The following is a 23710-nucleotide window of genomic DNA, read 5'->3' on the forward strand; positions in this document are numbered from 1 at the left end:
AACCCCGAGGCAGACTGGTTCGCACCGATGGCGACCGCAGTATCCATCCTTCCGGCCCAGCAACTGGCCGTTCTCAACGAGGCCTACCGCCAGGCGGTCGCGCGCAAGCGGCTGAAGGCGATGCTGGCGGCCGCGGCTTTCTGCGCGGTGCTCCTCGTCGCAGCAGTCGGCGCGGAAGTGAACCTGCACACGCTGTTCAGCTATTTCGGCAATTTCGTCGGTTATTTCGACCGCATCCTCACGCTCGATTCAGGCGCGCGGGTCTGGACCAGCCCGGCTGAATGGTTCTGGGGATGGAAGAAGTGGCTTCGCATGCTCGGCGAGACGCTGCTGATCAGCTATGTCGGCACGCTGATCGGCGCAGTGCTCGCCTTCGCGCTGAATTTCCTCGCGGCGCAGAACACCTCGCCGTCGGCCTGGCTGCGCTTTACGGTCCGCCGCCTGCTGGAATTCGCCCGCACGGTGCCCGGCATCGTGTTCGCACTGATCTTCGTGATCGCTTTTGGCCTCGGGCCGATGGCCGGCGTGCTGGCGATCGCGATCCATTCCACCGGGGCACTCGGCAAGCTGTTCGCCGAGATCGTCGAGAATGCCGACATGAAGCCGGTCGAAGGCATCCGCTCCACCGGCGCGAGCTGGCTGTCCTGCATGCGCTTTGCCGTGCTGCCGCAGGTTCTGACCGGCTATGCGAGCTATGCGCTGCTGCGCTTCGAGATCAACGTCCGGGAAGCTTCCGTGATGGGTTTTGTCGGCGCCGGCGGCATCGGCCAGGAGTTCGTGGTCGCGATCCGCAAGTTCTACTATTCCGACGTCAGTGCCATCCTCGTCACCATCATCGTCACGGTCTTCATCATCGACATCTCGACGGGCTGGCTGCGCGCCCGGCTGTTCGGCAAGGAGACGCGCCGATGAGCCAGCTGCCGAAGCCCGACACCGTGCAGCTGCGCGCGAAATATCCTGACGTGTTCGAGCGGCCGGCCTCGGCGCGGCTGGCGACGCCGGCGATGATCGTCGCCTTGCTTGCGATCTTCGTGCTCGGGCTGGTCGATCTCGACTTCTCACCGTCCAAGCTGATCTCGGGCGTCAGCCAGCTCGGCTGGATCACCATGATGATGATCCCGCCGAATCCCGGTTCGTCGTTCCCGCTCTACATGCAGGCGCTCGGCGAGACGCTGTCGATCGCGCTGCTCGGCACCACGCTGGCCGCCGTGCTGGCGCTGCCGGTCAGCCTGCTGGCGGCGCGCAACATCATCCCGTCCAATCTGATCCGCTTTCCGGTCCGCCGTTTCCTGGATTCGATCCGCGGCGTCGATACGCTGATCTGGGCACTGGTCTGGATCAACGTCGTCGGCCTCGGTCCGTTCGCCGGCGTGCTGGCGATCATGGTCTCCGACTTCGGCGCGTTCGGAAAGCTGTTCTCCGAAGCGATCGAGGCGGCCGACCGCAAGCAGGTCGAGGGCATCCGCGCCTCCGGCGGCAACGCGCTGCACGAAATCCGCTTCGGCCTGCTGCCGCAGGTGCTGCCCGTGATCGCGGGGCAGGTGCTCTACTTCATCGAGTCAAACACGCGCTCGGCCACCATCATCGGCATCGTCGGCGCCGGCGGCATCGGCCTGCAACTCGCCGAGCAGATCCGCGTGCTGGAATGGCAGAAGGTGTCGTTCCTGATCCTGATGATCCTGATCGCGGTCGCGGCGATCGATTTCATCTCGGGCAAGCTGCGGTTTGCGATCATCGGCCAGCGGGCGGTGGCCTGAGAGGCACCTCTCCCCGCAGGAGCGGAGCGAGGGAGATGAGCTCAGGTGTTCTCCACCAGGAACTCCACCCGCTCCGCGGCAAAGCGCGAGCGCTTGGTCACCAGCGGCTTGTCCGCGATGTCGACGTCGGTGGCGTCGACGACGAGCACCGGGCGACCGAGCGCGAGATCGAGCCGCGCCGCGTCGGTGGCGTCCGCAATCGCCGCGGTGATCCGGGTCGAGGAGCGGCGGTAATCCTTGATGTCGTAGTGCGCCAGCAGCTTGGTCATCGAGCGGACAGCGGCGAACACGCTGCCGGCGTCGGGAAAACGTTCGGCCGACAACCACGTTGTGGAGACGCAGATCGGCGTGCGGTCCGCGAGCCTGACGGACTCGATCCGGATCAGCGGCGCGCCGGTCTTCAGCCCAAGCTCGCGCGCGATCTCGCGGGTGGCAACATCCTCGCCGGCATCGATAAACTGGCCGCGCGGCTCATGCCCGCCGGCCCCGACGATCTCCGAGAAACGTGTGCGTGAGCGCAACGGATAGGCAAGGCGCTGCGCCTCGACATAGGTGCCGCTGCCGCGTTCGGCGCGCACCAGGCCGCGCTCGGCCAGCGCGGCAAGCGCGCGTCGCACGGTGTGGCGGTTGACGCGATAGGTCTCCGCGATCTCGACCTCGCCGGGCAGCTTCTCGCCGGCAGCGAAACGGCCGTCGGCAATGCCGCGTTCGATGCCGTCGGCCACCTGCCGCCACAGGGCGACGCCGGAACTCTCCTGCATGCTCATGGCGCCGTGATACCCAGAAATCGTCGATTTGTCACGAAACGGTCATTGGCGTTCGCTAGGAAGTTGTCTATTATCATAGACAACTTGATTCAGGCAAGGTGGCTGATGGGCTTGACCGGGCAGAACAGCAAAGAGGCGCAGCGCAAGGCCGCCATGGCGGTGCTGGCGCATGCGAGCGGGGCCGAGATTGCCGGCCGTCTCGCTGATATCGAATTGCCTGCGCACGAGACTCTGCGTGAACCGGAAAACGGCCTCGTGATGCTGCGCGGGCGGATCGGCGGCGACGGCGCGCCGTTCAATCTCGGCGAGGCGACGGTGTCGCGCGCGGCGGTGCGGCTTGCGAGCGGCGAGGTCGGCTTCGGCTACACGCTCGGTCGGGACGCGCAGAAGGCCAGGATGATCGCGCTGTGCGATGCCATGGTGCAGTCGGCGGAATTCTCCGGCGAGGTGGAGGCGAAGGTGATCGCACCGCTGCGCGAGCACCTCAGCGCCGAACGGAATCGAAAGGGCCGAGAGACGGCGGCGACGCGGGTCGATTTCTACACGATGGTGCGTGGCGAGGGGTGATGCGATGACGACGTTTGCGGAACTGCCTCCCGGATTTGCCGACAAGGTGCTGTCGGCGCAGTCGACCTTCCGCTCCGTGATGGACGCCATGGCGCGTCCGGGCAGCGTCCAGCGCGTTGCGGCGAACGCGGGCGTGCCCGCCGGCATGATGCGCGGCTCGGCCGCGATCGCGCTGACGCTGTTCGACCATGACACGCCGATCTGGCTAGATGCCGCGATGTCCGCGACATCGGACGTCGCCCGATGGCTCAAGTTCCACACCAGCGCGCCTGTCGTTGCGGATTCCTCGATATCAAGCTTCGCTCTGATCGGCGACGCCGCGAGCCTGCCGGCGCTCGATCGCTTCGCGTTCGGCAGCAATGAATATCCGGATCGTTCGACCACGCTGGTCCTGCAGGTCGACAGCCTGACGCAGGGGCCCGGCTTCGAGCTCAAGGGCCCGGGCATCGACGGCACAGCGCTGCTGCAGGCGATGATCCGGCCGCTCGATCTGTTCGAGCGGCTCAGCATCAACGAGACCCTGTTCCCGCGCGGCATCGACGTCGTGCTGGTCCATGATGACGCCATTGTGGCGATCCCCCGCACCACGCGGCTGGTCGCAAGCGGAGTGTAAGCGATGTATGTAGCCGTCAAGGGAGGCGAACGTGCCATCGAGAACGCCCACCGCCTGCTCGCGCATGAGCGGCGCGGCGACCGCGATGTACCGGAGGTGACGCTGTCGCAGATCTCCGAACAGCTGTCGCTCGGCGTCGACCGCGTGATGACCGAAGGCTCGCTCTACGACCGCGAGCTCGCGGCGCTCGCGATCAAGCAGGCGCGCGGCGACATGATCGAGGCGATCTTCCTGGTGCGCGCCTTCCGTGCCACGCTGCCGCGTTTTGGCTCGAGCGAACCGGTCAATACCGGCGAGATGCTGGTCCGGCGCCGTATCTCCTCGACCTTCAAGGACATTCCGGGCGGTCAGATCCTCGGGCCGACTTTCGATTACACCCATCGCCTGCTCGACCCGCAGCTTGCCGAAGGTTTCGTGCCCGACGAGCCGGCGACGGCGCAAGCGCCTGATGTGCCTGCACCGCGCGTCACCGACATCCTCGGCCGCGACGGCCTGATCGAACCGTCGCCGCGGGCAGAGCCGGATGCGCCGATCGGCGACCTCACCCGCGAGCCGCTGAGCTTTCCGGCCGACCGCGACCTTCGCCTGCAAAACCTGGCGCGTGGCGACGAGGGCTTCCTGCTCGCGCTCGGCTACTCGACGCAGCGCGGCTACGGCCGCAACCATCCATTCGCCGGCGAGATCCGCTTCGGTGATGTCGAGGTCGAGTTCGTCGCCGAGGATGCCGGCTTCGCGGTGCCGCTCGGTTCGATCGAACTGACCGAGTGCCAGATGGTCAACCAGTTCAAGGGCTCGGCGACCGAAGCGCCGTGCTTCACCCGCGGCTATGGGCTCGCCTTCGGCCAGAGCGAGCGCAAGACCATGTCGATGGCGCTGGTCGATCGCGCCCTGCGTGCGCGCGAGCTCGACGAGGAGGTGAAGTCGCCGGCGCAGGACGAGGAGTTCGTGATGTCGCACTCCGACAACGTTCAGGCAACCGGCTTCGTCGAGCATCTGAAGCTGCCGCATTATGTCGACTTCCAGTCCGAGCTCGGCCTGCTGCGCAAGCTGCGGCAGGAGTTCGCCGAGTCGAACCAGGCTGCCGAAATGCAGGAGGCCGCGGAATGAACGCGCCGGCTTACAACTTCGCCTATCTCGACGAGCAGACCAAGCGGATGATCCGCCGCGCGATCCTGAAGGCGATCGCGATCCCCGGCTACCAGGTGCCGTTCGCCAGCCGCGAGATGCCGATGCCCTATGGCTGGGGCACCGGCGGCGTGCAGGTGACGGCCGCAATCCTCGGTCCCGACGACGTGCTGAAGGTGATCGATCAGGGCTCGGACGACACCACCAATGCGATCTCGATCCGCAAGTTCTTCGGCAAGACAGCCGGCGTCGCGACCACGACCTCGACCACGGACGCGACCGTGATCCAGACCCGGCACCGCATTCCCGAGGCCGAGCTGCATGCGGGGCAGGTGCTGGTCTACCAGGTGCCGATCCCCGAGCCGCTGCGTTTCCTCGAGCCGCGCGAGACCGAGACGCGGCGCATGCACGCGCTCGCCGAATACGGGCTGATGCATGTCAAGCTCTATGAGGACATTGCGCGCTTCGGGCATATCGCGACCGCCTACGCCTATCCGGTGAGGGTGAACGCGCGCTATGTGATGGATCCGTCGCCGACGCCGAAATTCGACAATCCGAAAATGGACAATTGCGCGGCCCTGCAGCTGTTCGGCGCCGGCCGGGAGAAGCGCATCTATGCGATCCCGCCCTACACCACGGTGGTCTCCCTGGATTTCGAGGATCATCCCTTCACGCGCTACCGCTTCGATGCGCCCTGTGCGCTGTGCGGCGCCGACAATTCCTATCTCGACGAGATCGTCACCGACGACAAGGGTGGACGGATGTTCGTCTGCTCCGACACCGATTTCTGCGAGCAGCGCCAGGCCGCGGGCCATCACGGCACCGAGAGCGCGGCGCCGCACAAGGAGAAGGCGCATGTCTGAGCCGTCATCCCTCGACAACGACCAGCCGCTCCTGGTCGCCGAAGGGCTTGCCAAAAACTACGGCCAGCTTGCGGCCTGCCGCGACATTTCGTTTGCACTCTATCCGGGCGAGGTGCTGGCGATCGTCGGTGAATCCGGCTCGGGCAAATCGACGCTGTTGCAGCTGCTGTCGGCCCAGCTGGCGCCGAGCGCGGGGCGGGTGTCATACCGGATGCGCGACGGCGTGCTGCGCGATCTCGCAGAGCTTGGCGAGGCCGAGCGACGCTTCCTGTTCCGTACCGACTGGGGCTTCGTGCACCAGGATCCTGCGCAGGGGTTGCGCATGGCGGTCTCGGCCGGCGCCAATGTCGGCGAGCGGCTGATGGCGGTCGGCTGGAATCACTACGGCCGGATCCGCGACACCGCATCGAACTGGCTCGAACGGGTCGAGATCGACGTCGGCCGGATCGACGATGCGCCGAAAACCTATTCGGGCGGCATGCGGCAGCGGCTGCAGATCGCGCGCAACCTCGTCACCGAGCCGCGGCTGGTGTTCATGGACGAGCCGACCGGCGGCCTCGACGTTTCGGTGCAGGCGCGCCTGCTTGATCTGATGCGCAACCTCGTCAGCGAGCTCGGGCTCGCAGCTATCGTCGTCACTCACGATCTCGCCGTCGCACGGCTCCTGTCCCATCGCGTGATGGTGATGAAGGGCGGCCGCGTCATCGAGACCGGTCTCACCGACCAGGTGCTCGACGATCCGCGCGAGCCCTATACGCAACTGCTCGTCTCCTCGATCCTTCCGCCATGAGGCCAGTGATGACCGCGATGATCGATATCGCCAATGCCGAGAAGACCTTCACCATGCACCTGCAGGGCGGCGTCGAGCTGCCCGTGGTGCGTGGCGTCACGTTTCACGTCAATCCCGGTGAATGCGTCGTGCTGTCGGGTCCCTCGGGCGCCGGCAAATCGTCCATTCTCAAGATGATGTTCGGCAACTATCGCTGCGACGGCGGCCGGATCGGCATCCGTCACCAGGGCACCGTGATCGATCTTGCGACCGCCGAGCCGCGTCAGGTGCTGAGCGTGCGCCGCTCGACGATCGGCTATGTCAGCCAGTTCCTGCGCGCCGTCCCCCGTGTCGCGACGATCGATGTCGTTGCCGAGCCCCTGATTGCCAACGGTGTGGCGCGGGAGGAAGCACGTGACCGCGCCGGCCGCCTGCTGCGCCGACTCAACATCCCCGAGCGGCTGTGGAAGCTGCCGCCGTCGACTTTCTCCGGCGGCGAGCAGCAGCGCGTCAACATCGCGCACGGCTTCATTTCGGACCTGCCGATCCTGCTGCTGGACGAGCCGACCGCCTCGCTCGATGCCGCCAACCGTGCCGTGGTGGTCGAGCTGATCGCCGAGAAGAAGACCAGGGGCGTCGCGATGGTCGCGATCGTCCATGACGACGAGATCCGTCATCTGATCGCCGACCGCATCGTCGATGTGACCTCGTTCGCCGCTGCCGCCTGAAGGATCGTTTGAAATGACTGCCAAGCAAGACACCATCATCGGCAACGCCCGCCTCGTTCTCGCCGATCGCGTGATCGAGCAGGGCTGGCTGGCCATGTCCGATGGCAGGATCGCCGAATTCGGTGAGGGCAGGGCGCCGGGAGCAGCCGACGACGCCGGCGGCGACCTCCTGATGCCCGGGCTGATCGAGCTGCACACCGACCATCTCGAGATGCACTACGTGCCGCGGCCCAAGGTGTTCTGGAATCCGGTCGCCGCCGTGATCTCGTATGACGGTCAGCTTGCCACGTCGGGCATCACCACCGTGCTGGATTCGCTGCGCGTCTGGCGTGAGGACGGCGCCGAGGAGGTCGATGGACGTGCCGGCCTCCTGGCGGAGGCGATCACGGCCGCGCGCGAGGAGAACCTGCTGCGTGCCGACCACTTCCTGCATCTGCGCTGCGAGATACCGATGCCGGACGTGGTGGCGGAGGCCAAGGAGCTGATTGATCGTCCCGACGTGAGGCTGATGTCGCTGATGGACCACACGCCCGGCCAGCGCCAGTTTCGCGACGAGGTCAAGCTGCGCGACTATTACCGCGGCAAGGGCGGCGGCATGACCGACGCCCAGCTCGACGAGCTGTTCGCAAGACGCTTCGCCTATCAGCAGCAATATGCCGAAGCCAACATGCGCGCGATCGTCGCGCTGGCGCATCAGTACGGGATTCCGCTCGCCAGCCACGACGATACCACGGAAGAGAACGTGACCGATGCGATCAAGGACAAGGTCGCGGTCGCGGAATTTCCGACTACGCTGGAGGCCGCGCGCGGGCTGCACGCGGCCGGCATCGACGTCCTGATGGGCGCGCCCAACGTGGTGCGCGGCGGCTCGCATTCCGGCAATATCGCGGCCGTCGACCTTGCCCGCGAGGGCATGCTCGACATCCTGTCGTCGGACTACATCCCCTCGAGCCTGTTGATGGCGGCGCTGCAATTGCCGCAGCATGTGCCGGCGATCGATCTCGCCTCCGCCATCCGCACAGTCACCAAGACGCCGGCAGAAGCCGTCGGGCTGTCGGATCGCGGCGAGATCGCGGTCGGCAAGCGCGCCGACCTGATCCGCGTGCACGTCGCGCGTAACCTTCCGGTGGTGCGCAGCGTCTGGCGCGAAGGAGGAAGGGTCGCATGAGTGATGCTCCCGTGGTCACCAACCGGCGTATCGCCGCAATCGGCCCGGGACGGCTGGTGCTGGTGGTCGGCCCCAGCGGCGCCGGCAAGGATACGCTGCTGGGATTGGCGAGGGCGGCCTGTGCCGATGACCGCAACATCGTGTTTCCGCGCCGCCTGATCACCCGCGAGGCATCGGTATCGGAAGACAATGAGGAGGTCGGCCTCGAGGCCTTCGAGCGCGCGCTCGCCGACGGCGACTATGCCATGCATTGGGAAGCGCACGGGCATCGCTACGCGCTGTCGCAGGCCATCGACGACGAGATCCGCGCCGGCCGCACCGTGATCGCCAATGTCTCGCGCACGGTGATAGCGGCCGCGCGCCGCTACTACGTCAATGTCGTCGTCGTCTCGATCACCGCCCCGCCGGACGTGCTTGCGGCGCGGCTTGCGATGCGCGCGCGCGCCAGCGACGGCCGGATCGAGCGGCGGCTGTCTCGTATCGTCGACGAGACCACCGCGACGCCGGATTTCACCATCGTCAATTCCGGCACCGTCGATTATCACGCGCGGCAACTCGTCCGTATCATCAGGGGCGAGCGCTGGGACGGTTAGTTAACCCAAAGGACAAGGACTGGATGTCGGTGATCTCGACGATTGAGCAGCTCGAGGCGATCTACGGTTTTCCGAACGACGCTTCCACCATGAAAGTCGCCGATCGCGTCACGCCGTCCTACCGGGTGCTGATCGAGAAATCGCCGTTCGTGTCGCTCGCGACCTCCGGTCCCGAGGGGCTCGACTGCTCGCCACGCGGCGATCTGCCCGGCTTCGTCCGCATCCATGACGACAAGACGCTGATGATGCCGGATCGCCGCGGCAACAACCGCTGCGACTCGCTTCGTAACATCGTGCGCGATCCCCGCGTTGCGCTGCTGTTCCTGATTCCGGGCTCCGGCAGCACGCTGCGCGTCAACGGCCGCGCCTATTTGTCGGCCGATCCGGCATTACTCGAATCCTTCAGGATGGAAGGCAAGGCGCCGCGCACGGTGATCGTGATGACCGTCGAGGAGATGTATTTCCAGTGCGCCCGCGCGATCGTGCGCTCCGATCTCTGGAATCCGGCCAAGCACGTCGATCCTGCGACCTTGCCGACGCCGGGCCGGATCCTCGCCGAGATGAGCGCCAACACGGTCGGCGGCGAGACATACGATCGTGAATGGCCCGAGCGTGCCCGGCAAACGATGTGGTGACATCGCCGCGGTCTTATCCGGCCTTCGACTGCTCCTCGAACGCCTTCAATGACACGGCCGCGACCTCGCGCAGCGCATCGCGGTCGGCGCCGGAGGAGGCCATCACGCCCATGCCTGCGATGACGGCGGACAGGTAGCGCGCCAGCGCGGCGGGATCGGCGAGTTCGCCGAGATCGCGCTCTTTCCTGGCGCGGATGAAGCGGTGGCGCAGCTGCTCTTCGGTGTGGGCCCGGCGCGCCGCCAGTTCGAACGGCACGTTCGCCGAGCCGGTGCCGCAGGCGAGGCCGCCCTGGACGAGCAGGCAGCCGGGCGGGTTGGCGGGATCGGTCTGGGCGTCGGCCGTGCCCGTCAGCAGGCGCTCGGCCACCTCGCGGGCGGTCGGTGCGCCGAGCACCTCTTCCATCCAGGCGTCGCGTCTCTCGGTGTAGCGGTCGAGCGCTGCTTTCAGCAGGCCCTCCTTGCTGCCGAAGGCGGCATAGAGACTCGGCGGATTGATGCACATCGCGTCCGTGAGCTGCGCGATGGTCGCGCCCTCATATCCGTGCCGCCAGAACACTTCCATGGCGCGGTCCAGTGCCGCGTCGGCGTCGAAAGCGCGGGGGCGTCCCATGCCCATCTGCGTACCTCCTTCAAAGCGGGTGCCGTTTCTGTGACGGGCTGGCCTCACTCTATCCTGTTGGCGGGTCTTAATTTTCCCTCTGACTTCCAATCTTCGCCGCAATGCGCTAAGAAATTTATAGTGCATGATACATAAGTATCTTGCGGACCGGCGTCCACCTCCACATCTGTAGTGAACACTACACATCTGGAGCGCGCGAATGCCGTCGTCAACCCAAAATCCCCGTTCCGGCCGGTTCCGACGCATCGTCGGCGGACTTGCGATCCTCGGCGCCCTTGCGGTGGCCGGCTCACTCTCGACCGGCCGCTATTTTTATGCCGCCCAGGCGACCGGCAGCGCCACCCCGCCCGAACAGGCCGTGCCGGTGACCGTCGCCGTCGTCCAGCCGCGCCCGACCACGCTGTTCGACGATTTCTCCGGCCGGCTCGAGGCTGTCGACCGGGTCCAGGTCCGGCCCCGGGTGGCGGGCGCGATCCTGGCGACCAACTTCACCGAGGGCGCGCTGGTCAAGGCCGGCGACGTCCTGTTCAAGATCGATCCCGCGCCCTATGCCGCCGAGGTCGACAAGGCCCAGGCGCAGCTCGAGGCCGCGAAAGCCCGCGTCGTCTTCACCACCAGCGAGGTCGAGCGCGGCGCGCAGCTGGTCGGCAACAACGTCGTGACCAGGCGGGATTTCGATCAGCGCGACAACGCCAATCGCGAGGCTATCGCCAACGTCAAGGCGGCCGAGGCGACGCTGCAGACCGCAAGGCTCAACCTCGACTACACCGAGGTCCGCGCGCCGGTCGACGGCCGGGTTGGCCGGATCGAGGTCACGGTCGGCAACCTCGTTGCCGCCGGGACTGCTTCGCCGGTGCTGACCTCGCTGGTCTCGGTCAATCCGATCTATGCGAGCTTCGATGCGGATGAGGAGGTGGTGCTGCGCGCGCTCAACTCGATCGCGGACGCCTCCGGCAAGCGCGGCAATCTCGACCAGATCCCCGTCGAGATGACGACCTCGGGCGGCCTCGGCGCCAAGGGCCACATCCAGCTGATCGACAACCAGGTCAACGGCCAGAGCGGCACCATCCGCGTCCGCGCGGTGTTCCGCAACGAAGACGGCCGGCTGATCCCCGGGCAGTTCGCGCGCGTGCGCATGGGCCAGCCGAGGCAGCAGACGCTGGTCCTGATCGACGAGCGCGCCATCGGCACCGACCAGGACAAGAAGTTCGTGATGCTGGTCGGCGATGACGGCCGCGCGGTCTATCGCCCGATCACGCTCGGCGTTTCGGTCGACGGACTGCGGATCGTGACCGCTGGCCTGAAGTCCGGTGACCGCATCGTCGTCAACGGCCTGCAGCGCGTCCGTCCCGGTGCGCTTCTCAAGATGGAAGTCGCCGAAATGGGTGCGCGCGGCCAGCAGCAGGCATCAAACGAAACCAGCAAGCAGGTCGCGCAGCGCTAGGCATCGCTTGCGCGCGGGGGCGAACCCATGAATCTCTCCAAATTCTTCATCGACCGGCCGATCTTCGCCGGAGTGCTCTCAATCCTGATCTTCCTGGCCGGGCTGATCTCGCTGTTCGCGATGCCGATCTCGGAATATCCCGATGTGGTGCCGCCGTCGGTCGTGGTGCGTGCCACCTATCCCGGCGCCAATCCGAAGGTGATCGCCGAGACGGTTGCGACCCCGATCGAGGAGCAGATCAACGGCGTCGAGGACATGCTCTACATGAGCAGCCAGGCGACCACCGACGGCGCGATGACGCTGACGGTGACCTTCCGGCTCGGCACCGATCCCGACAAGGCGACGCAGCTGGTGCAGAACCGCGTGCAGCAGGCCGAACCGCGGCTGCCGGCCGTGGTGCGCCAGCTCGGCATCATCACCAAGAAGAGCTCGCCCGACCTCACCATGGTCGTGCATCTGCTGTCGCCGAATAACCGCTACGACATGACGTATCTGCGCAACTATGCGGTGCTCAACGTCAAGGACCGGCTGGCGCGGATCGACGGCGTCGGGGACGTGCAGCTTTACGGTGCCGGCGACTATTCGATGCGGATCTGGGTCGATCCGCAGAAGGCTGCCGAGCACTCACTGACCGCGAACGACATCGTGAAGGCGATCCAGGCCCAGAACGTCGAGGCCGCCGCGGGCGTGGTCGGCGCATCGCCGAGCGTCAAGGGCATCGACCTGCAACTCTCGGTCAACGCCGAGGGCCGGCTGTCGAGCGAGGAACAATTCGGCGACATCGTGGTGAAGACCGGCTCGGCGGGCGAGGTGGTGCGGCTGCGCGACGTCGCGCGGATCGAGCTCGGCGCCTCCGAATACGGGCTGCGCTCGCTGCTCGACAACAAGCAGGCGGTGGCGATCCCGATCTTCCAGGCCCCGGGCTCCAACGCGCTGCAGATCTCCGATCATGTCCGCGCCACCATGGCCGAAATCAAGAAGAACATGCCGGAGGGCGTGTCCTACCAGATCGTCTACGACCCCACGCAGTTCGTCCGCTCCTCGATCGAGGCGGTGGTGCACACGCTGCTGGAAGCCATCGTGCTGGTCGTGCTGGTGGTGATCCTGTTCCTGCAGACCTGGCGCGCCTCGATCATCCCGCTGCTGGCGGTGCCGGTCTCGATCGTCGGCACCTTCGCGGTGATGCATGTGTTCGGCTTCTCGATCAATGCGCTCAGCCTGTTCGGCCTGGTGCTGGCGATCGGCATCGTGGTCGACGACGCCATCGTTGTGGTCGAGAACGTCGAGCGCAACATCGAGGCCGGCCTGTCGCCGCGCGAGGCGACCTACCAGGCGATGCGGGAAGTGTCCGGGCCGATCATTGCGATCGCGCTGGTGCTGATCGCGGTGTTCGTGCCGCTGGCTTTCATCTCCGGACTCACCGGGCAGTTCTACAAGCAGTTCGCGCTGACGATCGCGATCTCGACCGTGATCTCCGCCGTCAACTCGCTGACGCTGTCCCCGGCGCTGTCGGCGCTGCTGCTGAAGGGCCACCACGAGCCGAAGGACCGGCTGACGCGCATCCTCGAAACCGGGCTCGGCTGGTTCTTCCGCGGCTTCAACAAGGTGTTCACCCGCTCCTCCGAAAACTATGGCCGCAGCGTCGGCAAGGTGATCACCGGCAAGGCTGCCGTGCTGGGTCTCTATGTGCTCTTGATCGGCGTCACCGGCGTGCTGTTCCGGCAGGTGCCCAGCGGCTTCGTGCCGGGCCAGGACAAGCAGTACCTGGTCGGTTTCGCGCGACTGCCCGACGGAGCCACGCTCGACCGCACCGAGGAAGTGATCCGCAAGATGAGCGACATCGCGCTGACGCAGCCGGGTGTCGAGAGCTCGGTCGCATTCCCGGGCCTGTCGATCTCCGGCTTCACCAACTCCTCCAACGCCGGCATCGTGTTCTCGACGCTGAAGCCGTTCGACGAGCGCAAGGATCCCTCGCTGAGCGGTCCGGCGATCGCGGCCGCGCTCAACAAGAAATATGCCGGCATCCAGGACGCCTTCATCGCCATGTTCCCGCCGCCGCCGGTCAACGGCCTCGGCACCATCGGCGGCTTCAAGCTGCAGATCGAGGACCGTGCAGGCCTCGGCTATGACACGCTGAACGACGCGACCAAGGCGTTCATGGCCGCGATCCAGAAGGCGCCGGAGATCGCCGGTGCGTTCTCGAGCTTCCAGGTCAACGTGCCGCAATTGTTTGCCGACATCGACCGCACCAAGGCGCTGCAGCTCGGCGTGCCCGTGACCGAAGTCTTCAACACGCTGCAGATCTATCTCGGCTCCTACTACGTGAACGACTTCAACAAGTTTGGCCGCACCTACTCGGTCTATGTGCAGGCCGACGCGCCGTTCCGCGCCCGTGCCGACGACATCAGGCAGTTGAAGGTGCGTTCGTCGTCCGGCGACATGGTGCCGCTGTCGGCACTCCTGAAAGTCCGCCAGAGCGCGGGGCCCGAGCGTGCGATCCGCTACAACGGCTTCCTGTCATCCGACATCAATGCCGCTGCGGCACCCGGCTATTCCTCCGGTCAGGCACAGGAGGCGGCGACCCGGATCGCAGCCGAGGTGCTGCCGCCCGGCTTCGCCTTCGAATGGACCGACCTGACCTATCAGGAGTTCATCGCCGGTAATTCCGGAATCTGGGTGTTCCCGCTGGCGATCCTGCTGGTGTTCCTGGTGCTGGCTGCGCTCTATGAGAGCCTGGCGCTGCCGCTCTCGATCATCATGATCGTGCCGATGGGTCTGTTGGCGGCGATGTTCGGCGTCTGGCTGTCGAAGGGCGACAACAACGTGTTTACGCAGATCGGTTTGATCGTGCTGGTGGGATTGTCGGCGAAGAACGCGATCCTGATCGTCGAATTCGCGCGCGAGCTGGAATTTGCCGGCCGCTCGCCGATCCGCGCCGCGATCGAGGCAAGCCGGTTGCGGCTGCGGCCGATCCTGATGACGTCGATGGCGTTCATCATGGGCGTGCTGCCACTGGTGCTGTCGACCGGTGCGGGCTCGGAGATGCGGCGCGCGATGGGTGTTGCAGTGTTTTCCGGCATGATCGGCGTCACAGTCTTCGGCCTGTTCCTGACGCCGGTATTCTATGTGTTGCTCCGCAGCCTCACCGGCATGAAGCCGCTGACGCAGCACGGCGAAGCCACGATCCCCCAGAAAGCGCACGCGGCGTGATGCCGCATGTTGCCGAAGACGCGTCAGAAGAACGAAAGCTCCGGTTCTGGTTCCAGAACCGGAGCTTTCGTTCAAGACATCCTGGAAAGGTCAGGCTGCGATATCGAGCAGCAACTGGGACGAGCCGCGGACCAGCGCCTTGCGGCCAGCGGGCGTCAACGCGAACGCATCACCACGCAACGCAACATAACCGAGCGTAATCAGGCTTTCGACTGCGAACCGGCTGAGTCTCGAGGGATTTGCTGCGGGAGCCCGCAACGCTTTCAGGGCTTCCCACTGATCTGGTCTGAGTTCGAGGTCTTCGTTCATGGTCAACTCCGGCATCCACGGCCTGCCAGATACAGAGCGCAGATGAAAATCGTGCGACCATAACGAGTCCGGATTTCGATTTAAGTGGACCTCGTGTCACATCACCGTGTCATTGGAATACTTCAACTTTCTCGAATCATGCGGCGGGCCGAGGCGTGATCTCGTCACAGAAGTTAATCGCCTTAGTTAACCACGCCGCACGCTCGAACCGCCGTCCACCGGCAACGTGACACCGGTTATGAAATCGGCTTCGTCGGATGCGAGGAACAGCGCCGCATTTGCGACATCCCAGCCGGTGCCCATCTTGTGGCGCAGCGGCACCCTGCTGTCGCGTTCCGCCTCGACCTCGGCACGGCTCTTCTTGAACTCGCGGGCGCGGGTATCGACCGCCATCGGCGTGTTCATCAGGCCCGGCAGGATCACGTTGGCGCGGATGCCATATTGCGCGTTCTGGTAGGCGAGCTGCTCGGTGAAGGCGATCATCGCGGATTTCGTCGCCTTGTAGGCGACATAGGGGTAGGTCGTGATCGCGGCCATCGACGAGATGTTGATGATCGAGCCGCGCTGCTGCTGCCGCATGACCGGGATCACATGCTTGGCGGCAAGGATGCAGCTCTTCAGGTTGATCGCGACGCAGCGGTCGAACGCCTCTTCGGTGATGTCGAGCAGTTCGGCGTCGCCGCCTGACAGGCTGACGCCGACATTGTTGTGCAGGATATCGACGCTGCCCCAGCGTGCATGCGCGTCCGCGACCATCGCCTTGATGTCGGAGTTCCTGGTGACGTCTGCCTTGAAGGCGAGCGCGATGCCGCCTTTGGCCGCGATCAGGTCGACGGTCTCCTGCGCCGATTCCAGATTGTGATCGACGCAGAGGACTTTCGCGCCTTCGCGCGCGAAGGTCAGCGCGGTGGCGCGGCCGTTGCCGATGCCCTCGCCGGGGCTCTGTCCGGCGCCGACCACGATGGCAACGCGATCTCTGAGGCGCATCTCATGTCACTCCCGGTAACGGGTACTGTTGCAGTACCTCTTTGTAGTAGGGTTCGTTGTCGATCTTCATGGTGGCGAGCACGCGGACCACGGCGCAGTAGAACGCGATCGTGAGCACGAGGTCGGTCATGTGTTCGTCGGAGAGCTCTTTTCTGATTTCGGCGAAGGTCGCATCCGACATTGCAAGTTCGCGGACCATCTCGCGGGCGCCCTTGAGGATCGCTCGCGCAAGCGGCTCCAGCTTCGACGGCTTGCCCTCGGTCTCCGCCATCAGGCCCTGGATGTCCGCGTCGGTGACGCCGAACTCCTTGCCGATCTTCACATGATGGGTGAACTCGTATTCCGACTTCTCCAGCCAGCCAACCTGCAGGATGGCAAGCTCGCGCAGCCGCGGATCGAGCTTGCTCTTGAAGCGGATATAGCCGCCGACGCCGTTGAAGGCTCGCGCCATGTCCGGCGAGTTCACCAACAGCTTGTGCAGATTGGTATTGCGCTTGAGCATGTCGCGATATTCAGGGGCGACCTGGTCGGCCTCCAGATAGGGCAGGCGAGCCATTTTTTGTCCTTGGTTGTTGTCCTTGCCTGGCGCGGAAGGCTCCTGGCTTAACCGTAGAGCGCTTTGTGCTCGCTCTGGTAGTTGGCGTAGGAGTCCTTCATGCTGGCGCCGTTGAGCAGCATGGTCGCAACCAGCGTGTTGTCGGCATCGAACACGCTGGTGCGCACCCACATGCTCTCGGTGCGCTTGCTCCCCGAAAGCGCGACCACCTCGCGCTCGGCCCAGTAGGTTTCGCCCGGGAACATCGGCCCGCGCAGCAGGCGGATCTCCTGATCCGCGAACAGCCCGACTGCGGGGCCGCGGACCGGCAGTCGGTCCTCGCGGGCGCGGTACTGCAACAGCACGCTCAGCATCTCCATCGGGATGATCGCGCGCCCCCACGGATTGTGTTCCAGGAAGTAGTAATCCGACGGCTCGGTGATCACTTTCAGCTTGTCCGCCAGCGAGAACGGATAGAGGTCGCCCATGTTCTGGTCGAAATCCATCTTGATCGCCTGCCGCGGCGTTCTCATGCCGACCTTGACATCGGCGAGGATCACGGGATCGGCCAGCGGCTTCAGTTCACCGAGCCTCTGGCTGAGCGCGGTTTCCTTGCCGTCGCCGTCGATCGACGCGGTGCCGCGCAGGATCTCCGTGCCATCGCGCCTGATCATTCCGATCGCGCAAACCGTCTGGCCGGGTTTCGGCTTCTCGATCTGGGCCTGCACCTCTTCGCCCTCGAAGACGGGGTTGCGGTAATGCGCCGACAGGCATCCGGTGATGAACCAGGCGCGGCCCCAGATGCGTTCGCACAGGGGCGCAAACTGGCTGAAATGGGTCGGCCCCTCGATCGTGCCGCCCCGGAAGCCGAGCTTTTGCGCGGTTGCGTCGTCGTGGATCGACGCGTGCGAGTCGTAGGTCTGGGCCTGAAGCATCTGCTTCGGGCTCCGCCATGGCCCGACCAGCAGATTGCCATGTTCCAGAATTTCCGTCCTGAAGGCGGCTTCGACTGTGATCATCCCTAGGGCTCCCTTTGAGCGCCAGCGTTTCAAAGAAGGCCCGGTTCGGCAAGGGCTCGCGGACGCAACATCGAGATATGTGCTGCGGCCATGGAACACGGCTGTCCATGCATAGCAAAATCAGTGCATGCTCGCTGCCAACGAGACCGGTTCGTACCGGCCGCTTCAATGGGACGGGGAGCCTGACGAATGGCCTTGCTGGAAGTTGGACTGGACGACAAGTACCGGTTGGACACGAAACGAATCTTCCTTTCCGGAACTCAGGCGCTGGTCCGATTGCCCATGCTGCAGCGCGAACGCGATCGCGCGCACGGGCTGAACACCGCAGGCTTCATCTCCGGCTACCGCGGCTCGCCGCTCGGCATGTATGACCATGCGCTGTGGCGCGCGAAATCGTTCCTGAAGGAGCATGACATCGCCTTCGTGCCGGGTCTCAACGAAGACCTTGCGGCAACGGCAGTGTGGGGCAGCCAGCAGGTCGGCATGTTTCCGGGCGCCAAGGTCGATGGCGTGTTCGGCATCTGGTACGGCAAGGGGCCCGGCGTCGACCGCTCGCTGGACGCGCTCAAGCACGCCAATTCGGCCGGCACATCGCCCAACGGCGGCGTGATCGCGCTCGCCGGCGATGACCATGGCTGTCAGTCCTCGACCCTGGCGCACCAGAGCGAGCAGGTGTTCGCCTCGGCCCTGATGCCGGTGGTCAATCCGGCGACGCTGCAGGATTATCTCGATCTCGGCATCCTCGGCTTCGCGCTGTCGCGTTATTCAGGCTGCTGGGTCGGCTTCAAGGCGATCTCCGAGACGGTGGAGAGCTCGGCCTCGATCGTCAGCGATCCTGATCGCATCAAGATCGTCACACCCGATGATTTCGAGATGCCGCCCGGCGGGCTCTCGATCCGCTGGCCAGATCCGTCGCTCGAGGCCGAGCGTCGCCTGCACGGGCCAAAGATGGAGGCGGTCGCCGCCTTCACCCGCACCAACCGGTTCGACCGCATCGTGCTGGATTCGAAGCCGGCGCGGCTCGGCATCATGGCGACCGGCAAGGCCTATCTCGATCTGCGCCAGGCGCTCGCCGATCTCGGCATCACCGATGCCGATGCGCAGGCGCTCGGCCTGCGCATCTACAAGGTGGCACTGACCTGGCCGCTCGAGGCGCGCGGCGCGCGCGCCTTCGCCGAGGGCCTTCAGGACGTGCTGGTGGTCGAGGAGAAGCGCGGCTTCATCGAGGACCAGCTCATCCGCATTCTCTACAACATGGATGCATCGAAGCGTCCGTCGGTGGTCGGCAAGCGCGACGAGAGCGGCGCGATCCTGCTGCCGAGCGAGGGCGAACTGACGCCGACGATGGTCGCGGCCGCCGTGGTCGCGCGCCTGCGCAAGCTCGGCCACCGCAGCCCGATGCTGGAGCAGCGCCTTGCCAAGCTGGAGGCGTTCGATCGGCCGGCCGAAGGCACCGGCACGGTCAAGCTGGCGCGCACGCCCTATTTCTGCTCGGGCTGCCCGCACAACACCTCGACGCGGATTCCCGAGGGCAGCCGCGCCATGGCCGGCATCGGCTGCCACGGCATGGCGCTCTCGATCCCCGCCCGGCGTACCGCGACGATCTCGCATATGGGCGCGGAGGGAGTGAACTGGATCGGGCAGGCGCCGTTCACCAGCGAGCAGCACGTGTTCCAGAATCTCGGCGACGGCACCTACACCCATTCGGGCCTGCTGGCGTTGCGTGCCGCGGGAGCGGCCGGCGTCAACATCACCTACAAGATCCTCTACAACGACGCGGTCGCGATGACCGGCGGCCAGCCTGCCGAGGGCAGCTTCACCGTGTCGCAGATCGCCCATCAGGTGGCGGCCGAGGGGACCAAGCGGCTCGCCATCGTATCCGACGATCCGGACAAATATCCCGCGAACTATTTCCCTGCCGGCGCCACCATCCACCATCGCCGCGAGCTCGATGCCGTGCAGCGCGAGCTGCGCGATGTCAAAGGGTTGACGGTCCTGATCTACGACCAGACCTGCGCGGCCGAGAAGCGACGGCGCCGCAAGCGCGGGCTCTATCCCGATCCGCCGAAGCGCATCTTCATCAACGAGCGCGTCTGCGAGGGCTGCGGCGACTGCTCGGCCGCGTCGAACTGCGTCTCGGTGCAGCCGCTCGAGACCGAGCTCGGCCGCAAGCGCCGCATCGACCAGTCGAACTGCAACAAGGATTTCTCCTGCATCGAGGGGTTCTGCCCGAGCTTCGTCACCGTGCATGATCCCAAGCTGCGCAGGGCCGACCGGACCGCGGTCGATCCGAAGGCGCTGTTTGCCGACCTGCCGATCCCGCCTGCCACCGCGCTCGCCGGCCCCTACAACATCCTGATCACCGGCATCGGCGGCACCGGAGTCATCACCATCGGCGCGCTGCTCGGCATGGCCGCGCACGTCCAGGGCATGGCCTGCTCGACGCTCGACTTCACCGGCCTGTCGCAGAAGAACGGCGCCGTCATGAGCCATGTCCGCCTCGCGCCGGCGACCGACATGCTGACCACCGTGCGCATCGCACCCGGCAATGCCAACCTGATCCTGGGCTGTGATCTCGTCGTCGCCACCAGCGTGCCGGCGCTGAGCCGTGCCGAACGTGGCGTCACGCGCGCCGTCGTCAATGCCGATCTGTTGCCGACCGCGAGCTTCGTGATGGATCCCGACCTCGACTTCGAGGCAGGGGCGATGCGCGATGCCCTGAACGGCGCGGTGACGCCTGGTGATCTCGATATCCTCGATGCCACCGGGCTTGCGACTGCGCTGTTGGGCGACAGCATCGCCACCAACGCCTTCATGCTCGGCTTCGCGTTCCAGCGCGGCGCGATCCCGCTGTCGCTCGACGCCATCATCAAGGCGATCGAGCTCAATGGCGCGGCGATCGAGATGAACACGATGGCGTTCTCCTGGGGTCGCCTCGCCGCGCATGATTTGCAGCGCGTGGTCACCGCGGCGCGGTTCAAGGGCGCCGGTCACGCTCCGGCCAAGCGCACGCTCGACGAGACGATCGCCTTCCGGGCCAAATTCCTCACTGATTATCAGGACGAGGCCTACGCCCGGCGCTATCTCGCCGACGTCGCACGGGTGCGCGCGGCCGAGAGTGCCGCGGCACCGGGCTCGCAGGCGCTGACCGAGGCCTTTGCCAAGGGGCTGTTCAAGCTGATGGCCTACAAGGACGAGTACGAGGTCGCGCGGCTCTATTCCGACGGCGAATTCGCGAAAGCGCTGAAGGAGCAATTCGAGGGCGAGCCCGGCCTGAAGGTGCTGCTGGCGCCGCCGCTTCTGGCGCGCCGCGATCCCGTCACCGGGCATCTGCAGAAGCGCGAGTTCGGCCCGTGGGTGTTCAAGGCGTTCGGGGTGCTGGCGCGGCTCAAGGGCCTGCGCGGCACCGCGCTCGACATCTTCGGCTACACGGCGGAACGGAAGATGGAGCGCGCGCTCCCGGTCGAATATGCGGCGATGATCCAGCGTCATCTCGATGGCAAGACGATCGACCTGACGCGGCTCGTGGCGCTGGCGAAGTCGGCCGATCTGGTGCGCGGCTACGGCCACATCAAGGAAGCCAATGTCGCCCGTTACCGCGCCGAGTGTGCGCGGCTGGAAAGCGCGATCGGCCAGCAAGTGGCACAAGCCGCCGAATAGGGCGCCGAACGGAACGCTCGGCCGGCCGCGGAACTTTCCGCTGCCGTCCTGGTTGACCGGTAACCCTGCCGCCCGCAACGGCTGGATTCGCGCGGCCGGACCCCTAAATATCAGATGTTTCCGTTCGAGTGATTTCAGGAGGCCGTTTGATGGTCCTGAAAAACGCTTTCGTTGCAGCCGTTTGTACCGCGTTCCTGGCGATGGGCAGCGTGGCGTCGGCTGACGAGTATCGGCCGGGCGAGTTCTTCGGCCTCGATCTGTCCAAGGCCGTGTTGTCACCGAAGCGGCTCGGCCCACCCACGCAATTCCAGCCGGTCCCGGTCGAGGCGAATTCCGATCACGGCACCGACACCCAGGCCAAGGTCGATGAGCCGAAGATCGAGCCGCAGCGGACCGTGCGGACGACGCGCGCGACGGCGCCGGCCGAGGGGCCGGGTATTGAACGGTCGCGTGCCGAGCGGTCGCGCAAGATCGCTCACGTTCCCGCCCGCGCCAGGCTCGCACGGCGTCACAGCAACCCGCTGGATGCGCAAGCGCGCGACACGCGGATCCAGACCTGGCCCTGCCGATCCGGCGGCATCTGCAAATGGCGGTGAGGTCCATCCGGCCCAACCCGCCTGGAGCGACGCTTCTCGCATGACGCGCGAGTCATCTCACCGTCGCAAAACCGTCTGCTGAGAGTCAAGAAAACGTAAGCCTGGAGTCAAGCAGCGCAGGCACAACCGTCGTCGCGATTCGACGAAGGTTGTGCGATGGCGATTGTGTCCCCCGCAAAGCGAGGCCTGACCCGGCGCCAGCTCCTGGTGCGCTCGGCATCGACGGTCGCGCTGGCGGGGCTCGGCTCGATTGCGAGGCCTTATCTCGGCCGTGCCGCGGATCGTCCGCAGATCGCGGGCGGCATCCAGTCCGGCGACGTCGCGAGCGACTCGGCGGTGATCTGGGCCCGTGCCGACCGCGCGGCACGCATGCAGGTGGAATGTTCCGCGGTCGAGAGCTTTGCGACGATCCTGCGTACGGCGTCGACCGAGGCGCTGCCTGATCGCGACTTCACGGCAAAGCTGCTGCTCGACGGCCTGCCGCCGGGTCAGGACATCTTCTACCGCGTCCGCTTCGATGATCGCGACGGCGTCAGAGGCGAAGACCGCATCGGTCATTTCCGTACCGCGCCGGCAGACCGCCGCTCGGTCTCGTTTGTCTGGTCCGGCGATGTTGCCGGGCAGGGCTGGGGTATCGATCGCGCGCGCGGCGGCATGCGCAGCTATCGCACCATGCTCAACGAGCGGCCCGACTTCTTCATCCATTCCGGCGACCACATCTATGCCGATTGCACGGTGCCGCCGGAGCAGGAGCTTCCGAACGGTGAGGTCTGGCGCAACATCACGACCGAGGAGAAATCCGCCGTCGCGCACAGCCTCGACGAGTTCCGCGGCAACTACAAATACAACTGGCTCGACGACAATTTTCGCGCGTTCCACGCCGAAGTGCCGATGTTCGCGCAGTGGGACGATCACGAGGTGGCCGACGACTGGTCGCCGATCGGCACCGCTGACGCAACCGGCTATGATCCCGACGGCACGTCGCGGCTGGTGGCGCGGGCGCGCCGCGCGTTCCACGAATTCATGCCGATGCGGCTGATGCCGGAGCGCGACGGGCGGGTCTATCGCAAGATCGGTTACGGCCCGCTGCTCGACGTCTTCATCATCGACATGCGCTCGTACCGCGATTCGACCTGGAACAAGCAGGGCGATCCGGACCAGGCCTTCATCCTCGGCCCGGGCCAGCTCGCCTGGCTGAAGCGGGAGCTGGTGGCATCGGATGCGACCTGGAAAGTGATTGCGGCGGATCTGCCGATCGGCCTGGTCAGCCTCGATGCGATTGCGCTCGGCGACGGGCCGCCTGCGCGGCGCGAGCACGAGATCGCGGACCTGTTGTGCTTCATGAAGCGTGCGGGCATCCGCAACACGGTGTGGCTCACCGCCGACATGCACTACACCGCGGCGCATCACTACGATCCGAACCGCGCGGTGTTCCAGGAGTTCGAGCCGTTCTGGGAATTCGTCTCCGGCCCCCTGCATGCCGGCACCTGGTCGCCTGGCGAACTCGACAACACGTTCGGGCCGAAGGCGATGTATCAGAAGGGCTGCAGCGCCGGGCAGGGCGACAACCTCGCGCCATGCTTCGGCCTGCAATTTTTCGGCCGCGTCGATATCGACGGCAAGACGGGTGTGATGACGGTGACGCTGAAAGACGTCGACAACCACGATCTCTGGTCGGTCGACATCGAACCGCGGCCGGACGCGCGGCCCGGCCAGATCATGGCTCAGCATATCTAGGTCATTGCG

Annotated in this window: 22 protein-coding genes; 16 read left to right on the top strand and 6 right to left on the bottom strand. The window is 65.7% G+C overall.

Features of this window, described 5'->3' with window-relative positions:
• Positions 1 to 27: 27 nt before the first annotated feature.
• Together phnE (JQ586_RS05605) and phnE (JQ586_RS05610) are read left to right on the top strand one after the other, a co-directional pair.
• A complete protein-coding gene (gene phnE / locus JQ586_RS05605; RefSeq protein WP_212393484.1) occupies positions 28 to 912 on the top strand; it encodes a phosphonate ABC transporter, permease protein PhnE in 885 nt (294 codons plus the stop codon).
• Positions 909 to 1757 carry a phosphonate ABC transporter, permease protein PhnE gene (gene phnE, locus JQ586_RS05610; protein WP_212393485.1) on the top strand — a complete coding sequence of 283 codons (849 nt, stop codon included), beginning with the start codon at positions 909 to 911 and terminating at the stop codon, positions 1755 to 1757. Before phnE (JQ586_RS05605) ends, phnE (JQ586_RS05610) begins: the two co-directional genes overlap by 4 nt.
• Before the next feature lie 41 nt (positions 1758 to 1798).
• On the opposite strand, the gene phnF is transcribed toward phnE (JQ586_RS05610), so the two are convergent.
• Positions 1799 to 2524, bottom strand: a complete 726-nt coding sequence (phnF, locus tag JQ586_RS05615) for a phosphonate metabolism transcriptional regulator PhnF (RefSeq protein ID WP_212393486.1) — start codon at positions 2522 to 2524, stop codon at positions 1799 to 1801.
• A gap of 105 nt (positions 2525 to 2629) precedes the next feature.
• On the opposite strand from phnF, the gene phnG reads away from it, so the two are divergent.
• The 9 genes from phnG to JQ586_RS05660 are packed head-to-tail and all read left to right on the top strand — an operon-like array spanning position 2630 to position 9585.
• Positions 2630 to 3091: a phosphonate C-P lyase system protein PhnG gene (gene phnG / locus JQ586_RS05620; protein WP_212393487.1), complete on the top strand. Its 462-nt coding sequence runs from the start codon at positions 2630 to 2632 to the stop codon at positions 3089 to 3091.
• A 4-nt stretch (positions 3092 to 3095) separates the two neighbouring features.
• Positions 3096 to 3704: a phosphonate C-P lyase system protein PhnH gene (phnH, locus tag JQ586_RS05625; RefSeq protein ID WP_212393488.1), complete on the top strand. Its 609-nt coding sequence runs from the start codon at positions 3096 to 3098 to the stop codon at positions 3702 to 3704.
• 3 nt (positions 3705 to 3707) lie between these two features.
• Positions 3708 to 4811, top strand: a complete 1104-nt coding sequence (locus JQ586_RS05630) for a carbon-phosphorus lyase complex subunit PhnI (RefSeq protein ID WP_212393489.1) — start codon at positions 3708 to 3710, stop codon at positions 4809 to 4811.
• On the top strand, positions 4808 to 5692 hold the full coding sequence (locus JQ586_RS05635) for an alpha-D-ribose 1-methylphosphonate 5-phosphate C-P-lyase PhnJ (RefSeq protein WP_212393490.1): 885 nt from the start codon (positions 4808 to 4810) through the stop codon (positions 5690 to 5692). The genes JQ586_RS05630 and JQ586_RS05635 overlap by 4 nt, the downstream gene beginning before the upstream one ends.
• Positions 5685 to 6482, top strand: coding sequence for a phosphonate C-P lyase system protein PhnK (gene phnK, locus JQ586_RS05640; protein WP_212393491.1), 798 nt, complete (start codon positions 5685 to 5687; stop codon positions 6480 to 6482). The genes JQ586_RS05635 and phnK overlap by 8 nt, the downstream gene beginning before the upstream one ends.
• 8 nt (positions 6483 to 6490) lie before the next feature.
• Positions 6491 to 7189, top strand: a complete 699-nt coding sequence (phnL, locus tag JQ586_RS05645) for a phosphonate C-P lyase system protein PhnL (RefSeq protein WP_212393492.1) — start codon at positions 6491 to 6493, stop codon at positions 7187 to 7189.
• Between the two features lie 13 nt (positions 7190 to 7202).
• Positions 7203 to 8357, top strand: a complete 1155-nt coding sequence (locus JQ586_RS05650; protein WP_212393493.1) for an alpha-D-ribose 1-methylphosphonate 5-triphosphate diphosphatase — start codon at positions 7203 to 7205, stop codon at positions 8355 to 8357.
• Positions 8354 to 8950, top strand: coding sequence for a phosphonate metabolism protein/1,5-bisphosphokinase (PRPP-forming) PhnN (gene phnN / locus JQ586_RS05655; RefSeq protein ID WP_212393494.1), 597 nt, complete (start codon positions 8354 to 8356; stop codon positions 8948 to 8950). Before JQ586_RS05650 ends, phnN begins: the two co-directional genes overlap by 4 nt.
• Before the next feature lie 23 nt (positions 8951 to 8973).
• The gene (locus JQ586_RS05660) at positions 8974 to 9585 is read left to right on the top strand and encodes a pyridoxamine 5'-phosphate oxidase family protein (protein ID WP_212393495.1); all 612 of its coding nucleotides are present in this window, start codon (positions 8974 to 8976) and stop codon (positions 9583 to 9585) included.
• 13 nt (positions 9586 to 9598) lie between these two features.
• Here the strand turns inward: JQ586_RS05660 and JQ586_RS05665 are convergent, their stop codons facing one another.
• The gene (locus JQ586_RS05665) at positions 9599 to 10201 is read right to left on the bottom strand and encodes a TetR/AcrR family transcriptional regulator (RefSeq protein WP_212393496.1); all 603 of its coding nucleotides are present in this window, start codon (positions 10199 to 10201) and stop codon (positions 9599 to 9601) included.
• A gap of 202 nt (positions 10202 to 10403) precedes the next feature.
• Here JQ586_RS05665 and JQ586_RS05670 point away from each other — a divergent pair, with 202 nt between their 5' ends.
• Positions 10404 to 11648, top strand: coding sequence for an efflux RND transporter periplasmic adaptor subunit (locus JQ586_RS05670; RefSeq protein ID WP_212393497.1), 1245 nt, complete (start codon positions 10404 to 10406; stop codon positions 11646 to 11648).
• 27 nt (positions 11649 to 11675) lie between these two features.
• Positions 11676 to 14858, top strand: coding sequence for an efflux RND transporter permease subunit (locus tag JQ586_RS05675; RefSeq protein ID WP_212393498.1), 3183 nt, complete (start codon positions 11676 to 11678; stop codon positions 14856 to 14858).
• Positions 14859 to 14948: 90 nt separating this feature from the next.
• Here JQ586_RS05675 and JQ586_RS05680 read toward each other — a convergent pair whose 3' ends face one another.
• From JQ586_RS05680 to JQ586_RS05695, 4 genes are all read right to left on the bottom strand, one after another.
• Complete coding sequence (locus tag JQ586_RS05680) at positions 14949 to 15167, bottom strand: hypothetical protein (RefSeq protein WP_212393499.1); 219 nt, start codon at positions 15165 to 15167, stop codon at positions 14949 to 14951.
• Positions 15168 to 15353: 186 nt separating this feature from the next.
• A complete protein-coding gene (locus JQ586_RS05685; RefSeq protein ID WP_212393500.1) occupies positions 15354 to 16154 on the bottom strand; it encodes an SDR family NAD(P)-dependent oxidoreductase in 801 nt (266 codons plus the stop codon).
• A gap of 1 nt (position 16155) precedes the next feature.
• A complete protein-coding gene (locus JQ586_RS05690; RefSeq protein WP_212393501.1) occupies positions 16156 to 16710 on the bottom strand; it encodes a carboxymuconolactone decarboxylase family protein in 555 nt (184 codons plus the stop codon).
• Between the two features lie 47 nt (positions 16711 to 16757).
• A complete protein-coding gene (locus tag JQ586_RS05695; protein WP_212393502.1) occupies positions 16758 to 17708 on the bottom strand; it encodes a hypothetical protein in 951 nt (316 codons plus the stop codon).
• Positions 17709 to 17897: 189 nt separating this feature from the next.
• On the opposite strand from JQ586_RS05695, the gene JQ586_RS05700 reads away from it, so the two are divergent.
• From JQ586_RS05700 to JQ586_RS05710, 3 genes are all read left to right on the top strand, one after another.
• Positions 17898 to 21368, top strand: a complete 3471-nt coding sequence (locus JQ586_RS05700) for an indolepyruvate ferredoxin oxidoreductase family protein (protein ID WP_212393503.1) — start codon at positions 17898 to 17900, stop codon at positions 21366 to 21368.
• Positions 21369 to 21517: 149 nt separating this feature from the next.
• The gene (locus tag JQ586_RS05705; protein ID WP_212393505.1) at positions 21518 to 21964 is read left to right on the top strand and encodes a hypothetical protein; all 447 of its coding nucleotides are present in this window, start codon (positions 21518 to 21520) and stop codon (positions 21962 to 21964) included.
• 156 nt (positions 21965 to 22120) lie between these two features.
• Positions 22121 to 23701 carry an alkaline phosphatase gene (locus JQ586_RS05710; protein ID WP_212393506.1) on the top strand — a complete coding sequence of 527 codons (1581 nt, stop codon included), beginning with the start codon at positions 22121 to 22123 and terminating at the stop codon, positions 23699 to 23701.
• The last annotated feature ends 9 nt before the right edge of the window (positions 23702 to 23710 follow it).

Origin of the sequence: Bradyrhizobium jicamae, assembly GCF_018130215.1 — a bacterium.
Classification (GTDB): Bacteria; Pseudomonadota; Alphaproteobacteria; order Rhizobiales; family Xanthobacteraceae; genus Bradyrhizobium; species Bradyrhizobium jicamae_A.